Consider the following 16,374-nt stretch of genomic DNA (forward strand, 5'->3'; position numbering starts at 1 on the left):
GTTATAAAAGTTTAATCTACACTTATATATTTTTCTTACACCATAAAATCTTTATATTCTTTAACGTATCCGAATTATCTCACTTTACAAAAAATTCGTATCTTTGCACTCCAAATTTATCAATAGATATGGCAGAACAAAATACGCCACGACGCAGACAAAGTCGTCAACAACAACCTGTAGACAATACATACGCTCATTTGCAACCGCAAGCTCTTGATGTAGAGCGTGCCGTATTAGGTGCCCTTCTTGTAGACAAGGACGCCTATTCCGTAGTATGTGAGATACTGAAACCTGAGAGTTTCTACGAACCACGCAATAGGATTATCTACGAGGCCATCCAGCATTTGTCAATGAATGAACAGCCAGTCGACGTACTCACCGTAGCCGATCAGCTGGCACACACCGGACAACTGGAGGAAGTCGGCGGACCTGCCTATATTGCCGAGATATCTTCACGTGTTGCTTCTTCGGCCCATGTGGAGTATCATGCACGAATCATTGCCCAAAAATCACTTGCCAGACAGTTAATACAATTTGCCAGCGACATTGAGACGAAGGCATTCGACGAGACGGTCAATGTTGATGACTTGATGCAGCATGCTGAGGGTTCTCTCTTCGAGTTGTCGCAGAAAAACATGAAGAAAGACTACACGCAGATTGACCCTGTTATTGCGCAGGCTGTCAAGGTGATTCAGGATGCTGCCAAGAACAAGGATGGTCTTACGGGTATTCCAACAGGTTATCATGGCCTGGATGACAAAACCAGCGGATGGCAACCTTCAGACTTGGTGATTATTGCCGGACGACCTGCCATGGGTAAGACAGCTTTTGCACTGTCTATGGCTAAGAATATCGCAGCTGACTACCAGGTTCCTCTAGCTTTCTTCTCATTGGAAATGTCGAACCAGCAGCTGGTGAACCGACTGCTGTCTAATGTCTGCGAAGTATCAGGTAAAAAGATTCTGAACGGACAGTTGCAGCCCGACGAGTGGGACCGACTCGATAAGCGAATCAATAATCTGCTGGGTGCACCTATCTATGTTGATGACACACCCGGTCTGTCGGTTTTTGAGTTACGTACAAAAGCCCGGCGTCTGGTACGTGAACACGGCGTAAAGATTATCATGATTGACTACCTGCAGCTGATGAATGCCAACGGTATGCGTTTCTCCAGTCGTCAGGAAGAGGTGTCAACGATCAGTCGTTCTCTGAAAGGTCTGGCAAAGGAGCTGGACATCCCCATCCTGGCACTGTCACAGTTGAACCGTGGTGTAGAGAGCCGTGAAGGTCTTGAAGGTAAACGACCACAGTTGAGCGACTTGCGTGAGTCAGGTGCTATTGAGCAGGATGCCGATATGGTACTTTTCGTACACCGTCCTGAATACTACCATATTTTCCAGGATGATAAGGGACGCGACCTGCACGGTATGGCTGAGATTATCATTGCCAAACACCGTAAAGGTGCTACAGGTGATGTACTTCTGACTTTCCGCGGTGAATATACCCGATTCGAGAATCCTGAGGACGGCCGGTTAGGTCCTATGAGTCCACAGTCAGGTGGCGAGATTCTAAGTTCAAAGGTTAATGGTGACGACAATGGCGCTCCCCTACCCAACGATTTTGACTCCTTTGGCGGAGGAATGCCAATCCCACCACCATCCAACGAGCCAATGCCATTTTAGAAATAAAAAGTGCAGTCATTTACTTTAAGGTTACAAAAAATTGTTGTATCTTTGCACTCGATTTCAGTAAATACATATTCAGATTAGCGTTTTGATAGAGAAGCATATAGTCATAGAAGATGTAGACCCAGTAATGTTTTATGGGGTTGGAAATGCGCACCTGCAGATGTTGCGCGCATTATATCCGAAACTTCGCATCGTGGCTCGTGATAATGTGATACGTATTATGGGCGACGAAGAACAGATGGCTGCTTTCGAGGAAAGCACGGAGAAGATGCGCCAACATATCGTAAAATTCAATTCTATCAGCGAAGAAGACATCCTTGATATAATAAAAGGTAAGCGCACGCGCGATGATGTGCCTGAAGGGGTGATAGTATATTCTATTGCCGGACGTCCCATCAAGGCCCGGAGCGAGAATCAGCAGCGACTTGTAGATGCCTATCAGAATAATGACATGGTGTTTGCCGTAGGTCCTGCCGGAACAGGTAAGACTTATCTGTCCATAGCTTTGGCTGTCAAGGCGCTAAAGGAAAAGACAGCAAAAAAGATTATCTTGAGCAGACCTGCCGTAGAAGCTGGTGAAAAACTGGGATTCCTGCCTGGCGATATGAAGGACAAGATTGACCCCTATCTGCAACCGCTCTACGATGCGCTCGAGGATATGATACCACAGGTAAAGCTTCAGGACATGATGGAGAAGCATGTCATACAGATTGCACCGCTGGCATTCATGCGTGGACGCACGCTGAGTGATGCTGTGGTGATTCTCGATGAAGCACAAAACACAACCCCCGCCCAGATTCGGATGTTCCTGACGCGCATGGGATGGAACACCAAGATGATTATTACGGGCGACATGACTCAAATTGACCTTCCCCACTCACAGAAAAGCGGACTCATAGAAGCCCTGCACATTTTGAATAATGTAGAGGGCATCGGCGTTGTCAACCTGAACGGCAAGGACATTGTACGCCATAAACTGGTGACACGCATCGTCAACGCATACGAGAATTTCGATAAAGAATATAAAAACAACAATGAAAGCATTAACAAAGACTGACTTCAACTTCGAAGGACAGAAGAGTGTTTACCACGGTAAAGTCCGTGACGTGTACAACATCAATGACGATCTGATGGTGATGGTTGCCACAGACCGTATCTCAGCATTCGATGTGGTGCTACCCAAGGGAATCCCCTTCAAGGGACAGGTATTGAACCAAATTGCAGCACAGTTCCTGGATGCAACTACAGACATCTGTCCCAACTGGAAACTGGCTACCCCCGATCCTATGGTTACCGTGGGACTGAAATGCGAGGGCTTTCGTGTTGAAATGATTATCCGTTCAATCCTTACAGGTTCTGCATGGCGCGAATACAAGAACGGATGTCGTGAGTTGTGTGGTGTTAAACTGCCCGATGGCATGCGCGAGAACGAGCGTTTCCCAGAACCAATTATCACACCTACAACGAAAGCTGACGAAGGTCACGACATGAATATCTCCAAGGAAGAGATTATCGCACAGGGTATCGTTTCTGCAGAAGATTATGCAATCATGGAGGACTATACACGTAAGATTTTCGCTCGTGGACAGGAGATTGCAGCTAAACGCGGTCTGATTCTTGTTGATACCAAGTATGAGTTTGGAAAGCGCGACGGAAAGGTATACCTCATTGACGAGATTCATACACCAGATTCATCACGCTACTTCTATGCTGATGGTTATGAGGAGAAACTCGCCAAGGGCGAGCCACAGAAACAGCTCTCTAAGGAGTTTGTTCGCCAGTGGCTTATTGAGCACAACTTCATGAACGAGCCTGGACAAACTATGCCTGAGATTACTGACGAGTATGCAGAGAGCGTATCAGAGCGTTACATTGAACTCTATGAGCACATCACCGGCACCAAGTTCGACAAGGCTGCTGAGGAAGGAGATATCGCCGCACGTATTGAGCGTAACGTCAGCGAATGGCTGAAAACAAGATAATGTATAAACAGGAAGAGATAAAACCCTACCACGAGGGTGAGAAGGCACAGCAGGTGGAGCAGATGTTTGATAACATCGCTCCCACCTACGATGCGCTCAATCACCGGCTTTCTTGGGATATAGACAAGGGATGGCGCAAAAAGGCCATCAAGCAGTTAGCTCCCTTTGCACCCCAGACTATGCTCGACATAGCTACGGGTACAGGGGACTTTGCCATTTTATCGGCTCAGATGTTGCATCCCAGGAAACTGATAGGTGCCGACATCAGCGAGGGTATGATGGAGATTGGCAGGAAAAAAGTGAATATTCTTGGTTTGCAGGACACTATCTCATTTGCAAAGGAGGATTGTCTGCATTTGAGCTATGAAGACAATACTTTTGATGCTGTCACAGCCGCTTTTGGTATTCGCAATTTTGCTGATCTGGACAAGGGACTCAGTGAGATGTGTCGCGTATTAAAACCTGGCGGACATCTCAGCATCGTAGAACTGACCACTCCCGTGTCGTTCCCTATGAAACAACTCTTCCATATCTATTCTCACACGGTGTTACCTGTCTACGGACGCCTTATCTCAAAAGACACCAGCGCCTATTCATATCTGACAAAGACAATTGAAGCATTCCCCCAGGGCGAAAGAATGCAACAGATTCTGTGTCAGGCAGGCTTTAAGGAGGCTACATTCAAACGCCTTACTTTCGGAATATGTACGATGTATTTCGCAACTAAATAATAAACCGACATTATGGACAAGTATGGACTTATAGGTTTTCCATTGGGGCATTCTTTCTCAATCAATTACTTTAACCAAAAGTTTGCTGACGAGGGAATCAATGCCAAGTACATGAACTTTGAGATTCCAACCATCGAAGCGCTTGCAGAAGTGCTTGACCAGAATCCTGAGCTCAAAGGACTAAATGTTACGATTCCCTACAAACAGAAAGTGATGGAGTATTTGGACCAGATCAGTCCAGAAGCTCGTGCTATCGGTGCCGTCAACGTGATAAGGGTGACACATGAAGGTAATGACATCAAGCTGAAAGGTTTTAACTCTGACGTTATCGGATTTACACAGAGCATTGAGCCCATGCTGGAGTCCTACCACAAGAAAGCGTTGGTATTGGGTACCGGTGGTGCCTCAAAAGCCATCTCGTATGGATTACAGTCACTGGGGTTAGAGACTGTCTATGTCAGCCGCTATCAACGTCCGGACACCATCTGCTACGAAGATATCACACCAGAGGTCATCAAAGAATATAATGTCATAGTTAACTGTACACCAGTAGGCATGTTCCCCAAGACTGAAGAATGTCCGAAACTGCCCTATGAATCAATGGATGAAAAGAACATCCTCTATGATCTTATCTATAATCCCGACGAGACCTTATTTATGAAAAAAGGTGCAGAACGAGGCGCTAGCGTTAAAAACGGATTGGAAATGCTTCTTTTGCAGGCTTTTGCCTCTTGGGAGTTCTGGAATGGTAAAGAGAAATAACTGATAGGAAGATGGAAACAGCCTGGACGATTTTTAGCCTCTACGTCATTATCTTCGGTAGCTTGATTGCCGGAGGACTATATGCTGAGCGTTCAAGCAACAATGAACGACAGGCATTAATCAGGAATAAGAAGAATAAACTGAAAGCCTGTGCACAGAAATACAATATTCAGATAAAGTCTTTGGAACAATCCTATAAGGAAGACAAGAAGGCACTCAGAACGAAGCAGAATATCTTTCAGAAACTGACGGGTCAGAACACGACTTCCCTTAGAAGAGAATACCAAAGCAGATATACGCACGAAAAGAAACAATATACCAATGAGGTCCGTCAGATAATACACGAGTGGAACGCTCAGGGTAAAAACAACCGCAAGTGGACTATCTATTGGAAAGGACTTATTGTCATTGGCGCTATCGTTTCTTTGGGTGCATGCACACACGCTTTAGATGAAATCGGAGAAGATGAAGACTATTTATCTTACTCCAACACGACAGAGCATTACTGGCGGGCAGAGGATATTCCGATGCCTCATCTGAAGGACGGAAGACGTTACGTTTCTAATCCGGACAGCATCATCAGTCAGGAAACGGTCAGCCGCCTCGATGCCAAACTCAAGCAGTTGGACGACTCGCTGGGCATTGAATCTGTCGTTGCAGTTGTCAGTCATGTGGAAGGTGCTGATATTGAAGGCTTTGCTCAAAAAATCTTTGATATTTACAAAGTAGGAAAGAAAGACTACGGACTGGTAATGGTACTAGCCTACGATGATCATAAGTTCCGCACTCAGACCGGTAGAGCCCTGGAAGCCGAACTGACCGACGTAGAATGTTTCCGACTGCAGGAGCACTACCTCATACCCAGTATGAAAGCAGAATTACCCGATAGCGGACTCATCTATATGGTTGATGCCATCTATAACACTCTGCAAGGCAAGGAACTGCCAGAGATGGCGGAACTCACGCCAAAGAGTAGTACAAGCAGTGATGACGAGGATGTCCCCCTGTTGCCATTCCTCTATCTCGTTATTCTAATCGGATGGGGTATCATGTATTACGCGATGGCCAGCCGCTTAGGATGGAACCTGATGGCTTACGCCCTTGGTATGTTACGCCCCAACCCGTTTGTTGAGAAGAGCCATTATACCGGCCCCGTTATTATCGGTACTGGCGGCGGTCGCAGTAGCGGCTTTGGAGGTGGCTTTGGAGGAGGCAGTTTCGGAGGTGGCTTCAGCGGCGGTAGCAGTGGTGGCGGTGGTGCCACATCCAGCTGGTAATCAGTCAAGAAGATATTAATCATAAAAAACAAATAGAAGTTATGAAAAAAAGTTATGTTGTTTTAATCGTTGTAGCAGTGATCGCCATTGCTCTCTTTGGATGGGTGAAGAGTACCTACAACGGAATGGTTAGCGTAGAGGAAGAAGCTACAACAGCATTGGCCAACGTACAGTCGGCCTATCAGCGTCGTGCCGATCTGATTCCTAATCTGGTTCAGACAGTAAAGGGCTATGCCTCTCATGAAAAAGAGACTCTGGAAGGCGTTGTCAACGCCCGTTCAAAGGCTACCAGCATCACGCTGAATGCCGAGAATATCAAGGAATATCAGCAGGCTCAGGGCGAGTTATCAAGTGCTCTGGGACGACTCATTGCTATCGGTGAGGCTTATCCTGACCTGAAGGCCAACGAGAATTTCCGTGAACTGCAGGTACAACTGGAGGGCACAGAGAACCGTATCAACGTGGAGCGCAACAACTTCAACAAGGCCGTTCAAACGTATAATGTCGCCATTCGCAAGTTCCCCAGCAACCTGTTGGCTGGCATCTTTGGTTTTGAGAAGATGGATAAGTTCGAGGCTGCCGCAGGTTCTGAGAACGCTCCTAAAGTTGAATTTTAAGCAAGCAAAGTACGCTTCAAAAGAAATTGTACCAATAAGGAATTATGAGTAATAACCGCTATATGCAGCGTGGCGTCAGTGCCGCAAAGGAAGATGTCCACGCAGCCATCAAGAACATTGACAAGGGACTCTATCCACAGGCTTTCTGTAAGATTATCCCTGATATCCTGGGGGGTGACCCTGAGTATTGTAACATCATGCATGCCGACGGTGCAGGAACCAAGTCGTCGTTGGCCTACATGTATTGGAAAGAGACGGGCGACCTCTCTGTATGGAAAGGCATTGCGCAGGATGCCATCGTGATGAATACCGACGACCTGCTCTGTGTAGGTGCTGTGGACAATATCCTGGTATCTTCAACCATCGGACGTAACAAGATGCTGGTACCCGGTGAGGTCATCTCGGCTATCATCAATGGTACAGATGAGTTGCTCAGCGAACTCCGTGAGATGGGTATCGGTATCTATCCTACTGGTGGTGAGACAGCCGATGTTGGCGACCTTGTTCGCACCATTATCGTTGACTCCACCGTTACCTGTCGCATGAAGCGCAGCGATGTCATCAACAATGCCAATATCCGTCCTGGCGATGTTATCGTTGGTCTCTCTTCTACTGGACAGGCCACATACGAGAAACGCTACAATGGCGGTATGGGCAGTAACGGTCTGACTTCAGCCCGCCATGATGTATTCTCAAAATATCTGGCAGAGAAATATCCCGAGAGTTTCGACCACGCTGTTCCTAATGATTTGGTATATAGCGGCAAGTATAAACTTACTGATGCTGTAGAAGGCTCTCCCGTTGATGCTGGTCAGCTGGTTCTCTCTCCCACCCGCACCTACGCACCCGTCATCAAGCGTCTGCTGGATGAGATTCGTCCAGAGATCCACGGTATGGTACACTGTACTGGTGGTGCTCAGACCAAGGTTCTGCATTTTGTCAATGACAACTGTCGTGTCATCAAGGACAATATGTTCCCCGTTCCTCCCCTCTTCCGTGCTATCCACGAATGTTCTGGCACCGATTGGAAGGAGATGTATCAGGTCTTCAATATGGGTCATCGTATGGAAATCTACGTACGTCCTGAGATGGCAGAAAAAGTTATCGAGATATCGAAGTCATTCAATATCGACGCACAGGTAATCGGTCATATCGAAGAAGGACAGCGCTCATTAACGATTAAGAGTGAGTTCGGAACCTTTGAATATTAATAGGTTTGGAACCTTAGAATACCAATAAATTAAAAGCCCTGACTTAGTTGAATTAGTCAGGGCTTTTCTTATCATCTTATTCAAGATATCATTCATCCATCAGCTTACGATAGCGCACACGTTTGGGCTCTTCCAGTCCTAAGCGCTGAGCCTTATTCGTCTCGTATTCGCTGTAGTTACCCTCAAAATAGAAGACATTACCATCGCCCTCGTAAGCAAGGATATGCGTACAGATACGATCCAGGAACCAACGGTCGTGACTGATGATGACAGCACAACCGGCAAAGGCTTCAAGACCTTCCTCCAGCGCACGCAGCGTGTTCACGTCAATATCATTGGTTGGCTCATCGAGAAGCAAGACGTTGCCCTCCTGCTTCAAAGCGATAGCCAGGTGAAGACGGTTACGCTCACCACCAGAGAGCACCCCGCATTTCTTCTCCTGATCAGCACCGCTAAAATTGAAACGACTCAGATAAGCTCGAACATTAATGTCGCGTCCGCCCATGCGTATTGTTTCGTTACCTTGGCTCACAACCTGATAAACACTCTTCTCCGGGTCGATATCCTTATGCTGCTGGTCAACGTATGACAGTTTCACAGTCTCACCAACCTCAAAAGTGCCAGCATCAGCCTGTTCCAAGCCCATGATAAGACGGAACAAAGTAGTCTTACCGGCACCATTAGGTCCGATAACACCAACGATGCCATTAGGTGGCAGACTGAAGTTAAGGTCGCTGAACAGCGTCTTGTCACCATAAGCCTTCGCCACATGGACAGCCTCAATAACCTTATTACCCAGACGTGGTCCGTTGGGGATATAGATCTCCAACTTCTCCTCCTTCTGTTTCTGTTCCTCATTCAACATCTTGTCGTATGAGTTCAGACGAGCCTTTCCCTTTGCCTGACGTGCCTTCGGTGCCATACGCACCCACTCCAGCTCGCGCTCCAACGTCTTGCGACGCTTTGAGGCGGCCTTCTCTTCCAGCGCCAGACGCTGACTTTTCTGTTCCAGCCATGAAGAGTAGTTACCTTTCCAGGGAATACCCTCACCACGATCCAATTCCAGAATCCACTCAGCCACATCGTCCAGGAAGTAACGGTCGTGCGTCACGGCAATCACCGTACCCTCATACTGCTGCAGATGTTGCTCCAACCAGTCAATACTCTCAGCATCCAGATGGTTGGTAGGCTCATCGAGGAGCAGCACATCAGGTTTCTGAAGGAGTAATCGGCAGAGCGCCACACGACGGCGCTCACCACCAGAGAGATTCTTCACGCTCCAATCGCCCGGAGGACAGTTAAGTGCCGCCATGGCTCGGTCCAGTTTAGAGTCCATGTTCCATGCATCGGTAGCATCAATGATGTCCTGCAGTTCAGCCTGACGGTTCATCAGTTTCTCCATCTTATCAGGATCCTCATAGTATTCCGGCAAACCAAACTTTACATTAATCTCATCATATTCAGCCAATGCATCATACACATGCTGAACGCCTTCCATCACGTTCTCCTTGACGGTCTTCTCTTCATTAAGAGGTGGCTCCTGTGGAAGGTAGCCCACGCTATAGCCGGGGCTCCATACCACGTCGCCTTGATATTGTTGGTCCAGTCCGGCAATGATTTTCATCAATGTGGACTTACCTGCACCGTTCAGACCGATGATACCAATCTTGGCACCATAGAAGAAACTGAGGTAAATATTCTTAAGAACTTGTTTCTGATTTTGCTGAATGGTCTTGCTTACGCCAACCATTGAGAAAATCACTTTCTTGTCGTCAACTGTAGCCATATTTCTAAGTGAATAGTGAATAATTTCACTTGTTATTTCTCAAACTTCTTACCTGTTTGCTTAACGATTTCGCGTGCATACTTCTCAGAATAACCAGGACGCTTCACCGTAGCACCAAGTCCGTACTTTGTACGGGTGAACTGACCATTCTCCTCCGGCTTAACTGTCATATCGTTATACTTCACGATAAGATAAGTAGCCAGTTTCTGCCAACGAGCCAACATCTGTTCAGCCTTCTCTGCTGTATAGGCTGTGAGATATTTTGTACGTGCTGCCTCGTCGAGTGTCAGCGCCTTATCCTCAACCTCTTTCTGAGCACGGAAATATGAATTATCCAGCGAGTCGCGAACCTCCTTCAAGGATGGGAAAAGCATAGAGTAACGTGGATAAACCATGTTGCTCACCCAGTTCTGTACCCAGAAAGCATTGTCCATGGAGAAGTTCAGCTCATCAGCACCTGGTGTGTCGTAAGGACGGGGAGCCTTCGTAGCACAGCAATACACAGGTGTGAAAGGTACCATATTACCATCATCATTGGCAAACCAGAAACAGCCACCAATCTGACGTGGCAACCAAGAACGCATCTGACTTACAAACACAAAGCCGGCCTGCTGTGTAGATACGGGACGCTCATTGAAATACTCCTTGCCATCCACCTTATAATAAAGAGGTGTAGGACGATAGGGCATTTCCCAGATACCACCGCCCATGTCGCTATCCAGCGCAAATGGTGTATCCTCGAAATGGTCGCGCATAGCCGTTTCCACATCCTGCACAGAGAGTTTCTTATTGGGCTTCACCCACAGAGGCATCACCTCTGCGTTAGCATCATGACCTTCAGCCCAGGGGATATAACGGTCCATACCATCGGCATAACGGTTGAAGAAACTCCATACACGTGCATCACAGATACGACGACCTGAAAAATCAGGAGCAGCATAGGCAGCATTATAACTGAAGTCCTCATCCTTACCCTTGAACCATCCCATCTTACGGGCGTAAGAGACCACGTTCTTGGAGTAGCGCACATTCTCCTTGTCCTTCATATTAAACTTTGTGATACGACTCTGGTTAGCATGACCGCAAATCATATCATCTGGTATGCGCAGAGCCACCCATACCGTGCGGCCCTTCTCCACCTTTCGGTCGCTGGCGCAACCCATCATTTCCATAATCCAAGCCTCGTTGGGGTCGCAGATTGTGAAGGTCTCACCCTCAGAACAATAGCCGTACTGCTCCACCAGTGACGTCATGATATCAATAGCCTGACGAGCCGTCTTAGCACGCTGCAGGGTGATATAAATCAGTGAGCCGTAGTCGATGATACCTGTGGTATCCACCATTTCCTCACGACCACCAAAGGTTGTCTCACCAATAGTTACCTGCCATTCGTTGATATTGCCGATGACATTATAAGTCTCCTCAGCTTCCAGGATTTCTCCGCCATATTTATTCGTGTCCCAGTCATACACCTGACGCATCGTTCCTTTCGGATGCTTGGCGGCAGGCTGATGCTTCAATCCCTGAAACATGCCATAACTGTCGGCACTATAAGAACAAATCACAGAGCCATCTACAGAGGCCTTTTTACCTACAATAAAATTAGTACAAGCCATTGCTCCCGCCGTAGCAACGAGCATGGCTGATAAAATCAGTTGTCTTTTCATTATTTATTTAATAATCAGTTTATCGCTGCCTGCAGCCTTGAAACTCATGTCCAGTCCTTTCACCGAGTGTGTGAGTGCACCAAACGAGATGAAGTCAACTCCCGCCTTGGCATAGGGAATCATTGTGTCGTAGGTAATACCACCACTTGATTCCGTCTCAGCACGTCCGTTGACAATCTTCACCGCCTTCTCAGTATCCTCAGGTGTGAAATTGTCAAACATGATGCGGTCGCATCCCTCGGCCAGAGCCTCGTCCAGCTCTTTGAAGTTACGCACCTCGCACTCTATCTTCAGGTCTTTGCCGTTATCCTTGCAATACTGCTTAGCACGCGAGATGGCATTATGCACGCCACCACAGAAATCAATATGATTATCCTTCAGCAGGATCATATCAAACAAGCCGATACGATGGTTCATACCGCCACCAATCTTCACAGCCTCCTTCTCAAGCATACGCATACCAGGTGTTGTCTTACGGGTATCGAGTACGCGTGTCTTCGTGCCTGCATCAATCAGCGCCTGCTGATATTTGTGCGTCATTGTGGCAATGCCACTCATACGCTGCAGGATATTCAACATCAGGCGCTCCGTCTGCAACAAACTCTGTTCCTTGCCTTTCACACTCATCACGATGTCACCTGGCTTCACATGCGCACCATCCTCAATATACACCTCTACTTGCAATTCAGGGTCAAAACGACGGAATACCTCCTTGGCAATCTCCACGCCAGCAAAGATACCCTCCTCCTTAATCAGCAGTTTTGACTCACCCATGGCATCCTTAGGGATACAGCACAACGTGGTGTGGTCACCGTCACCAATATCCTCAGCAAAAGCGAGGTCAATCAGTTTATCGTTCAGTTCTTCTACACTTAACATAATTTCTTCACTACTTTATTACTCAAAGTAAATACCAAGTCCCAGACGGATACCGAAGCCGCTATACTCCGTCACATCCTTTGTACTGAGGTTGTAATATACCTCCGGTTCGATGGTCACTGTACGGTTCAGGAAAAAGGCGTAGCCACACTGGGCACTGGGCACAAAATCCTTACGGATAGGACTGTTCACATAATTGGCGCTGGCTCCCAGGTATAAGCCGTTCTGCTCAATATAGTAGCGCAGACCGGCACCAAGTGTAAACGTATCGTCGCCTACCTTATGCCAGTCGTAACCCAATGTACCCGTTATCATCCAGTCATCTTCAAACAGATAACCACACTTGGCATTCAGGTCCATGTGCCAACTCTGATTCTTGCTCCAGTTGAGGTCGAAATTAGACAATCCTGCAGAAGCATAGTATTTATCCTTAGCAAATGGCAGACGATCTTGTGTCTGAGCCTGGCCTGCGACTGAGAACATCAGTCCGCAAAGCATCGTAAACAGTAATTTTTTCATAATCGATATCTTTTAATTAATAATGATTCGTTGTCTCGTTATATCGTTATCACGTTGTTACGTTATCGTGACATTAAAAAATTTGCTCCGTTAGCAGATACACCACACTCACCACCGTCATGAATACGGCAGGAACCAGCGAAATCCAGTAGTTCTTCTTCTGTTGATACAGATAAACCGTGATAGCCCATAGTGTGAAGACAGACAAGGTTTGGTTACTCCAGCCGAACCAGCTCCAGATGACGTCAAAGCCTTCAGGGTTGGCCATCTGCCAAATAAGCAGGGCAATGACAGCCGCAAACATGGGAATGCAGACATACAGACGCTTGCGCATCGTCTTCTGCTCCAGGTGGATGAAATCAGCAATGATGAGTCGTGCTGAGCGTAACGCCGTATCACCACTGGTGATAGGTGCAGCCACTACACCCAGAATGGCCAGAATACTTCCAAAGAGCCCCAGCCAGTTGTCGCACACCATGCTCACAATTGCCGGTGCCTTACTGATGATCTCCTCACCACCAGCCATCTCCTGATATCCAGGTGTTGGCTCATTGTAGAAGAAATACATAGCTACCGTAGCCCAGATAAGAGCTACCAGACCCTCAGTAATCATAGCGCCGTAGAATATAGGACGACCCATCTTCTCACTCTTCACGCAACGCGCCATCAACGGACTCTGCGTGGCGTGGAAGCCACTGATAGCACCACAGGCAATAGTGATGAACAGACAGGGGAAGATGCTCTTCGTTGTGAGCGAGGCCTCTCCAACGCCCTCCCACACCTCAGGGATATCTGGCATCTTCACAAACAACATCGCCATCAGGGCTACAGCCATAAACAACAGGGAGAATGCGAACAAGGGGTAAATCTTTCCGATAATCTTATCGATAGGCATCATCGTGGCAATGACATAATACACGAAGATGACAATAATCCAGAATGTACTGTTACTCAGTATCTCGATGCCTGGCACACTACTCAGGCACAGTTTCTGCAGCAACAAGGCAGGACTGTACACAAACACGGCTCCTACCATCATCAGCAGGAAAACCGAGAAAATCAGCATAATCTGCTTTGTGGCATTACCCAGGTATTTTCCAATAATCTCAGGAAGGTTAGCGCCACCGTTACGAATACTCAGCATACCGCTCAGATAGTCGTGCGTAGCACCTGCAAAGATACATCCGAAGACAATCCAGAGATAGGCAGCCGGTCCGAACTTGGCACCCATGATGGCACCAAAGATAGGTCCAGTACCTGCAATGTTCAGGAACTGTATCATGAAAATCTTCCATGAAGGCAGCACCATGAAATCCACACCGTCGGCCTTGGCAATGGCAGGCGTAGGTCTGTCGTCAGGTCCGAAAACTCTCTCTACAAAACGGCCATAAAGGAAATAGCCCAGAACCAGAGCCGCAAGGCTCAGTACAAAAGTAATCATTTCTGCTTTTCTTTTATCAAATTTGACGATGCAAAGATACAAAATAATTCACAATTCATAATTCATAATTCATAATTATTTTCTACCTTTGCAGGCAAAACATCAAGAAATGAAGAAATTTATCTGTTTTCTTATTCTAGTATGCGCCTTTATCGCAGTTCAGGCGCAATCTTCCAAGTACGAAGTCAGGGCCGTTTGGCTCACAACCATCGGTGGTATAGACTGGCCTCACTCCTATCAGTCGGAAGCTCAGAAACGCGAACTCACCCAAATACTGGACCAGTTACAGAAAGCAGGTATCAATACCGTACTCGTACAGACACGCGTACGCGGTACGACCATTTATCCCTCGGCCATCGAACCATGGGACGGCTGCATCACGGGTACGCCTGGCCGCAAGGCTTCCTACGACCCCTTGCAACTGTGTATCGATGAGTGTCACAAGCGTGGCATGGAGTGCCATGCTTGGGTTGTAACCATCCCCGTTGGAAAATGGAACAAACTGGGTTGCAAGCAGTTGCGTCAGAAATTCCCCAAACTAATCAAGAAGATTGGCGACGATGGTTACATGGATCCCGAACAGGGGCAGACTGGCGACTATATAGCCTCTATCTGCAAGGAGATTGTAACCAACTATGATGTTGACGGCATTCACCTGGACTACATCCGCTATCCTGAGACATGGAAAATCAAAGTAAGTCGTCCGCAAGGCCGCGAGTACATTACCAGCATCGTTCGTAAAATCAACAAGGCAGTTAAGACAGAGAAGCCATGGGTCAAACTGACTTGTTCTCCTATTGGAAAATATGATGACCTTCGCCGCTATCGTGCCGGTGGATGGAATGCCCGGACCACCGTATGCCAGGACGCACAAGCCTGGCTTCGCGACGGACTGATGGACGGACTGTTCCCGATGATGTATTTCCAGGGTAATAACTTTTTCCCCTTCGCAATCGACTGGCAGGAACAGAGTGCCGGACGTCCTGTAGTACCAGGTCTTGGCATCTATTTCCTCGACCCTCGCGAAGGCAAGTGGACACTCGACCAGGTGGTACGTCAGATGAACGTCAGTCGTCAACTGGGCATGGGACATTGCTTCTTCCGTTCCAAGTTCTTTACCGACAACGTGAAAGGCATCTACGACTTCACCGTGCGTTTCAACCAGACGCCAGCACTTGTACCACCCATGACATGGACCGGGCAGCCAGCCCCAACAGAACCCTCTCAACTTGCCCTGCATCATAACACCCTCTCCTGGCAGGCATCTACCGATAAGAGCGATGCTCCCTACATCTATTATAATATATATGCCAGCGAGGACTTCCCCGTAGATATCACAAAGGCTGAGAACCTGGTAGCCGCCAGAATCACCAAGACAAGTCTGCTGGTGCCAAATAATGGAAAGAACTATGCCGTCACAGCGATGAACCGCTATGGCATAGAGAGCACACCCGCCCAACTTCTGCTCAACGTGGGCAAGCGCTATGCAGCTCCCACTATCAGTAAGACCGACGGACGTCCTATCGCCCTGCCCGAAAAAGGTACCATCCTTGATGCAGAATTTGTAATCGTTGAAACCCTCGATGGACGCCAAGTAGCCCTACGCCCCTACTCTGCTTTCTTGTCGGTAGATGGTCTGCCTAACGGCATCTATCAGCTGCGTTCACTGGGCAAAAAAGGACGTAACCATCGCATCGGTTTCTTTAGCATCAAACGCTGATATCCTGCATAAAAATAAACACCCTATCCAAATAGCGTCATATTTTGCAAAAATATTCAAATTTAGACGTGGTATTTCAATAAATATTAGT

At 47.4% G+C, this 16,374-nt stretch carries 14 protein-coding genes; 9 read left to right on the forward strand and 5 right to left on the reverse strand.

Annotation, left to right across the window (positions count from 1 at the left end; translation table 11 throughout):
- Positions 1-128 precede the first annotated feature (128 nt).
- The 8 genes from dnaB (at position 129) to L6466_RS07760 (ending at position 8,271) form a co-directional block, all read left to right on the forward strand.
- On the forward strand, positions 129-1,685 hold the full coding sequence (gene dnaB / locus L6466_RS07725; RefSeq protein WP_091819245.1) for a replicative DNA helicase: 1,557 nt from the start codon (positions 129-131) through the stop codon (positions 1,683-1,685).
- Positions 1,686-1,776: 91 nt separating this feature from the next.
- A complete protein-coding gene (locus L6466_RS07730) occupies positions 1,777-2,748 on the forward strand; it encodes a PhoH family protein (RefSeq protein WP_091819244.1) in 972 nt (323 codons plus the stop codon).
- The gene (locus L6466_RS07735; RefSeq protein ID WP_091819243.1) at positions 2,726-3,673 is read left to right on the forward strand and encodes a phosphoribosylaminoimidazolesuccinocarboxamide synthase; all 948 of its coding nucleotides are present in this window, start codon (positions 2,726-2,728) and stop codon (positions 3,671-3,673) included. The genes L6466_RS07730 and L6466_RS07735 overlap by 23 nt, the downstream gene beginning before the upstream one ends.
- Positions 3,673-4,404, forward strand: a complete 732-nt coding sequence (gene ubiE / locus L6466_RS07740; protein WP_091851790.1) for a bifunctional demethylmenaquinone methyltransferase/2-methoxy-6-polyprenyl-1,4-benzoquinol methylase UbiE — start codon at positions 3,673-3,675, stop codon at positions 4,402-4,404. Before L6466_RS07735 ends, ubiE begins: the two co-directional genes overlap by 1 nt.
- A gap of 12 nt (positions 4,405-4,416) precedes the next feature.
- Positions 4,417-5,166, forward strand: coding sequence for a shikimate dehydrogenase family protein (locus L6466_RS07745; protein WP_091819241.1), 750 nt, complete (start codon positions 4,417-4,419; stop codon positions 5,164-5,166).
- An 11-nt stretch (positions 5,167-5,177) separates the two neighbouring features.
- Positions 5,178-6,443: a TPM domain-containing protein gene (locus L6466_RS07750; RefSeq protein WP_091819240.1), complete on the forward strand. Its 1,266-nt coding sequence runs from the start codon at positions 5,178-5,180 to the stop codon at positions 6,441-6,443.
- A gap of 41 nt (positions 6,444-6,484) precedes the next feature.
- On the forward strand, positions 6,485-7,060 hold the full coding sequence (locus L6466_RS07755; protein WP_091851794.1) for a LemA family protein: 576 nt from the start codon (positions 6,485-6,487) through the stop codon (positions 7,058-7,060).
- 62 nt (positions 7,061-7,122) lie between these two features.
- Complete coding sequence (locus L6466_RS07760) at positions 7,123-8,271, forward strand: AIR synthase-related protein (RefSeq protein ID WP_091819249.1); 1,149 nt, start codon at positions 7,123-7,125, stop codon at positions 8,269-8,271.
- A gap of 88 nt (positions 8,272-8,359) precedes the next feature.
- Here L6466_RS07760 and ettA read toward each other — a convergent pair whose 3' ends face one another.
- The 5 genes from ettA to L6466_RS07785 form a co-directional block, all read right to left on the reverse strand.
- Positions 8,360-10,057, reverse strand: coding sequence for an energy-dependent translational throttle protein EttA (ettA, locus tag L6466_RS07765; protein ID WP_091819238.1), 1,698 nt, complete (start codon positions 10,055-10,057; stop codon positions 8,360-8,362).
- Between the two features lie 32 nt (positions 10,058-10,089).
- Positions 10,090-11,724: a dipeptidase gene (locus L6466_RS07770; RefSeq protein WP_091819237.1), complete on the reverse strand. Its 1,635-nt coding sequence runs from the start codon at positions 11,722-11,724 to the stop codon at positions 10,090-10,092.
- A 3-nt stretch (positions 11,725-11,727) separates the two neighbouring features.
- Complete coding sequence (nadC, locus tag L6466_RS07775; protein ID WP_237796583.1) at positions 11,728-12,603, reverse strand: carboxylating nicotinate-nucleotide diphosphorylase; 876 nt, start codon at positions 12,601-12,603, stop codon at positions 11,728-11,730.
- An 18-nt stretch (positions 12,604-12,621) separates the two neighbouring features.
- Positions 12,622-13,122, reverse strand: a complete 501-nt coding sequence (locus L6466_RS07780; RefSeq protein WP_091819235.1) for an outer membrane beta-barrel protein — start codon at positions 13,120-13,122, stop codon at positions 12,622-12,624.
- 73 nt (positions 13,123-13,195) lie between these two features.
- On the reverse strand, positions 13,196-14,563 hold the full coding sequence (locus tag L6466_RS07785) for a carbon starvation CstA family protein (RefSeq protein WP_237803278.1): 1,368 nt from the start codon (positions 14,561-14,563) through the stop codon (positions 13,196-13,198).
- Between the two features lie 109 nt (positions 14,564-14,672).
- Here L6466_RS07785 and L6466_RS07790 point away from each other — a divergent pair, with 109 nt between their 5' ends.
- Positions 14,673-16,283, forward strand: coding sequence for a glycoside hydrolase family 10-like protein (locus L6466_RS07790; RefSeq protein ID WP_237803277.1), 1,611 nt, complete (start codon positions 14,673-14,675; stop codon positions 16,281-16,283).
- Positions 16,284-16,374 lie beyond the last annotated feature (91 nt).

This window comes from Prevotella communis (assembly GCF_022024175.1).
In the GTDB taxonomy this organism is placed as follows: Bacteria; Bacteroidota; Bacteroidia; order Bacteroidales; family Bacteroidaceae; genus Prevotella; species Prevotella communis.

Bases quoted from the DNA above. Each gene is read 5' to 3' on its own strand.
- L6466_RS07785 (WP_237803278.1), bottom strand. From the start codon at position 14,563: ATGATTACTTTTGTACTGAGCCTTGCGGCTCTGGTTCTGGGCTATTTC.
- L6466_RS07750 (WP_091819240.1), top strand. From the start codon at position 5,178: ATGGAAACAGCCTGGACGATTTTTAGCCTCTACGTCATTATCTTCGGT.
- L6466_RS07790 (WP_237803277.1), top strand. From the start codon at position 14,673: ATGAAGAAATTTATCTGTTTTCTTATTCTAGTATGCGCCTTTATCGCA.
- L6466_RS07770 (WP_091819237.1), bottom strand. From the start codon at position 11,724: ATGAAAAGACAACTGATTTTATCAGCCATGCTCGTTGCTACGGCGGGA.
- dnaB (WP_091819245.1), top strand. From the start codon at position 129: ATGGCAGAACAAAATACGCCACGACGCAGACAAAGTCGTCAACAACAA.
- nadC (WP_237796583.1), bottom strand. From the start codon at position 12,603: ATGTTAAGTGTAGAAGAACTGAACGATAAACTGATTGACCTCGCTTTT.
- ettA (WP_091819238.1), bottom strand. From the start codon at position 10,057: ATGGCTACAGTTGACGACAAGAAAGTGATTTTCTCAATGGTTGGCGTA.
- ubiE (WP_091851790.1), top strand. From the start codon at position 3,673: ATGTATAAACAGGAAGAGATAAAACCCTACCACGAGGGTGAGAAGGCA.
- L6466_RS07755 (WP_091851794.1), top strand. From the start codon at position 6,485: ATGAAAAAAAGTTATGTTGTTTTAATCGTTGTAGCAGTGATCGCCATT.
- L6466_RS07760 (WP_091819249.1), top strand. From the start codon at position 7,123: ATGCAGCGTGGCGTCAGTGCCGCAAAGGAAGATGTCCACGCAGCCATC.
- L6466_RS07780 (WP_091819235.1), bottom strand. From the start codon at position 13,122: ATGAAAAAATTACTGTTTACGATGCTTTGCGGACTGATGTTCTCAGTC.
- L6466_RS07745 (WP_091819241.1), top strand. From the start codon at position 4,417: ATGGACAAGTATGGACTTATAGGTTTTCCATTGGGGCATTCTTTCTCA.
- L6466_RS07735 (WP_091819243.1), top strand. From the start codon at position 2,726: ATGAAAGCATTAACAAAGACTGACTTCAACTTCGAAGGACAGAAGAGT.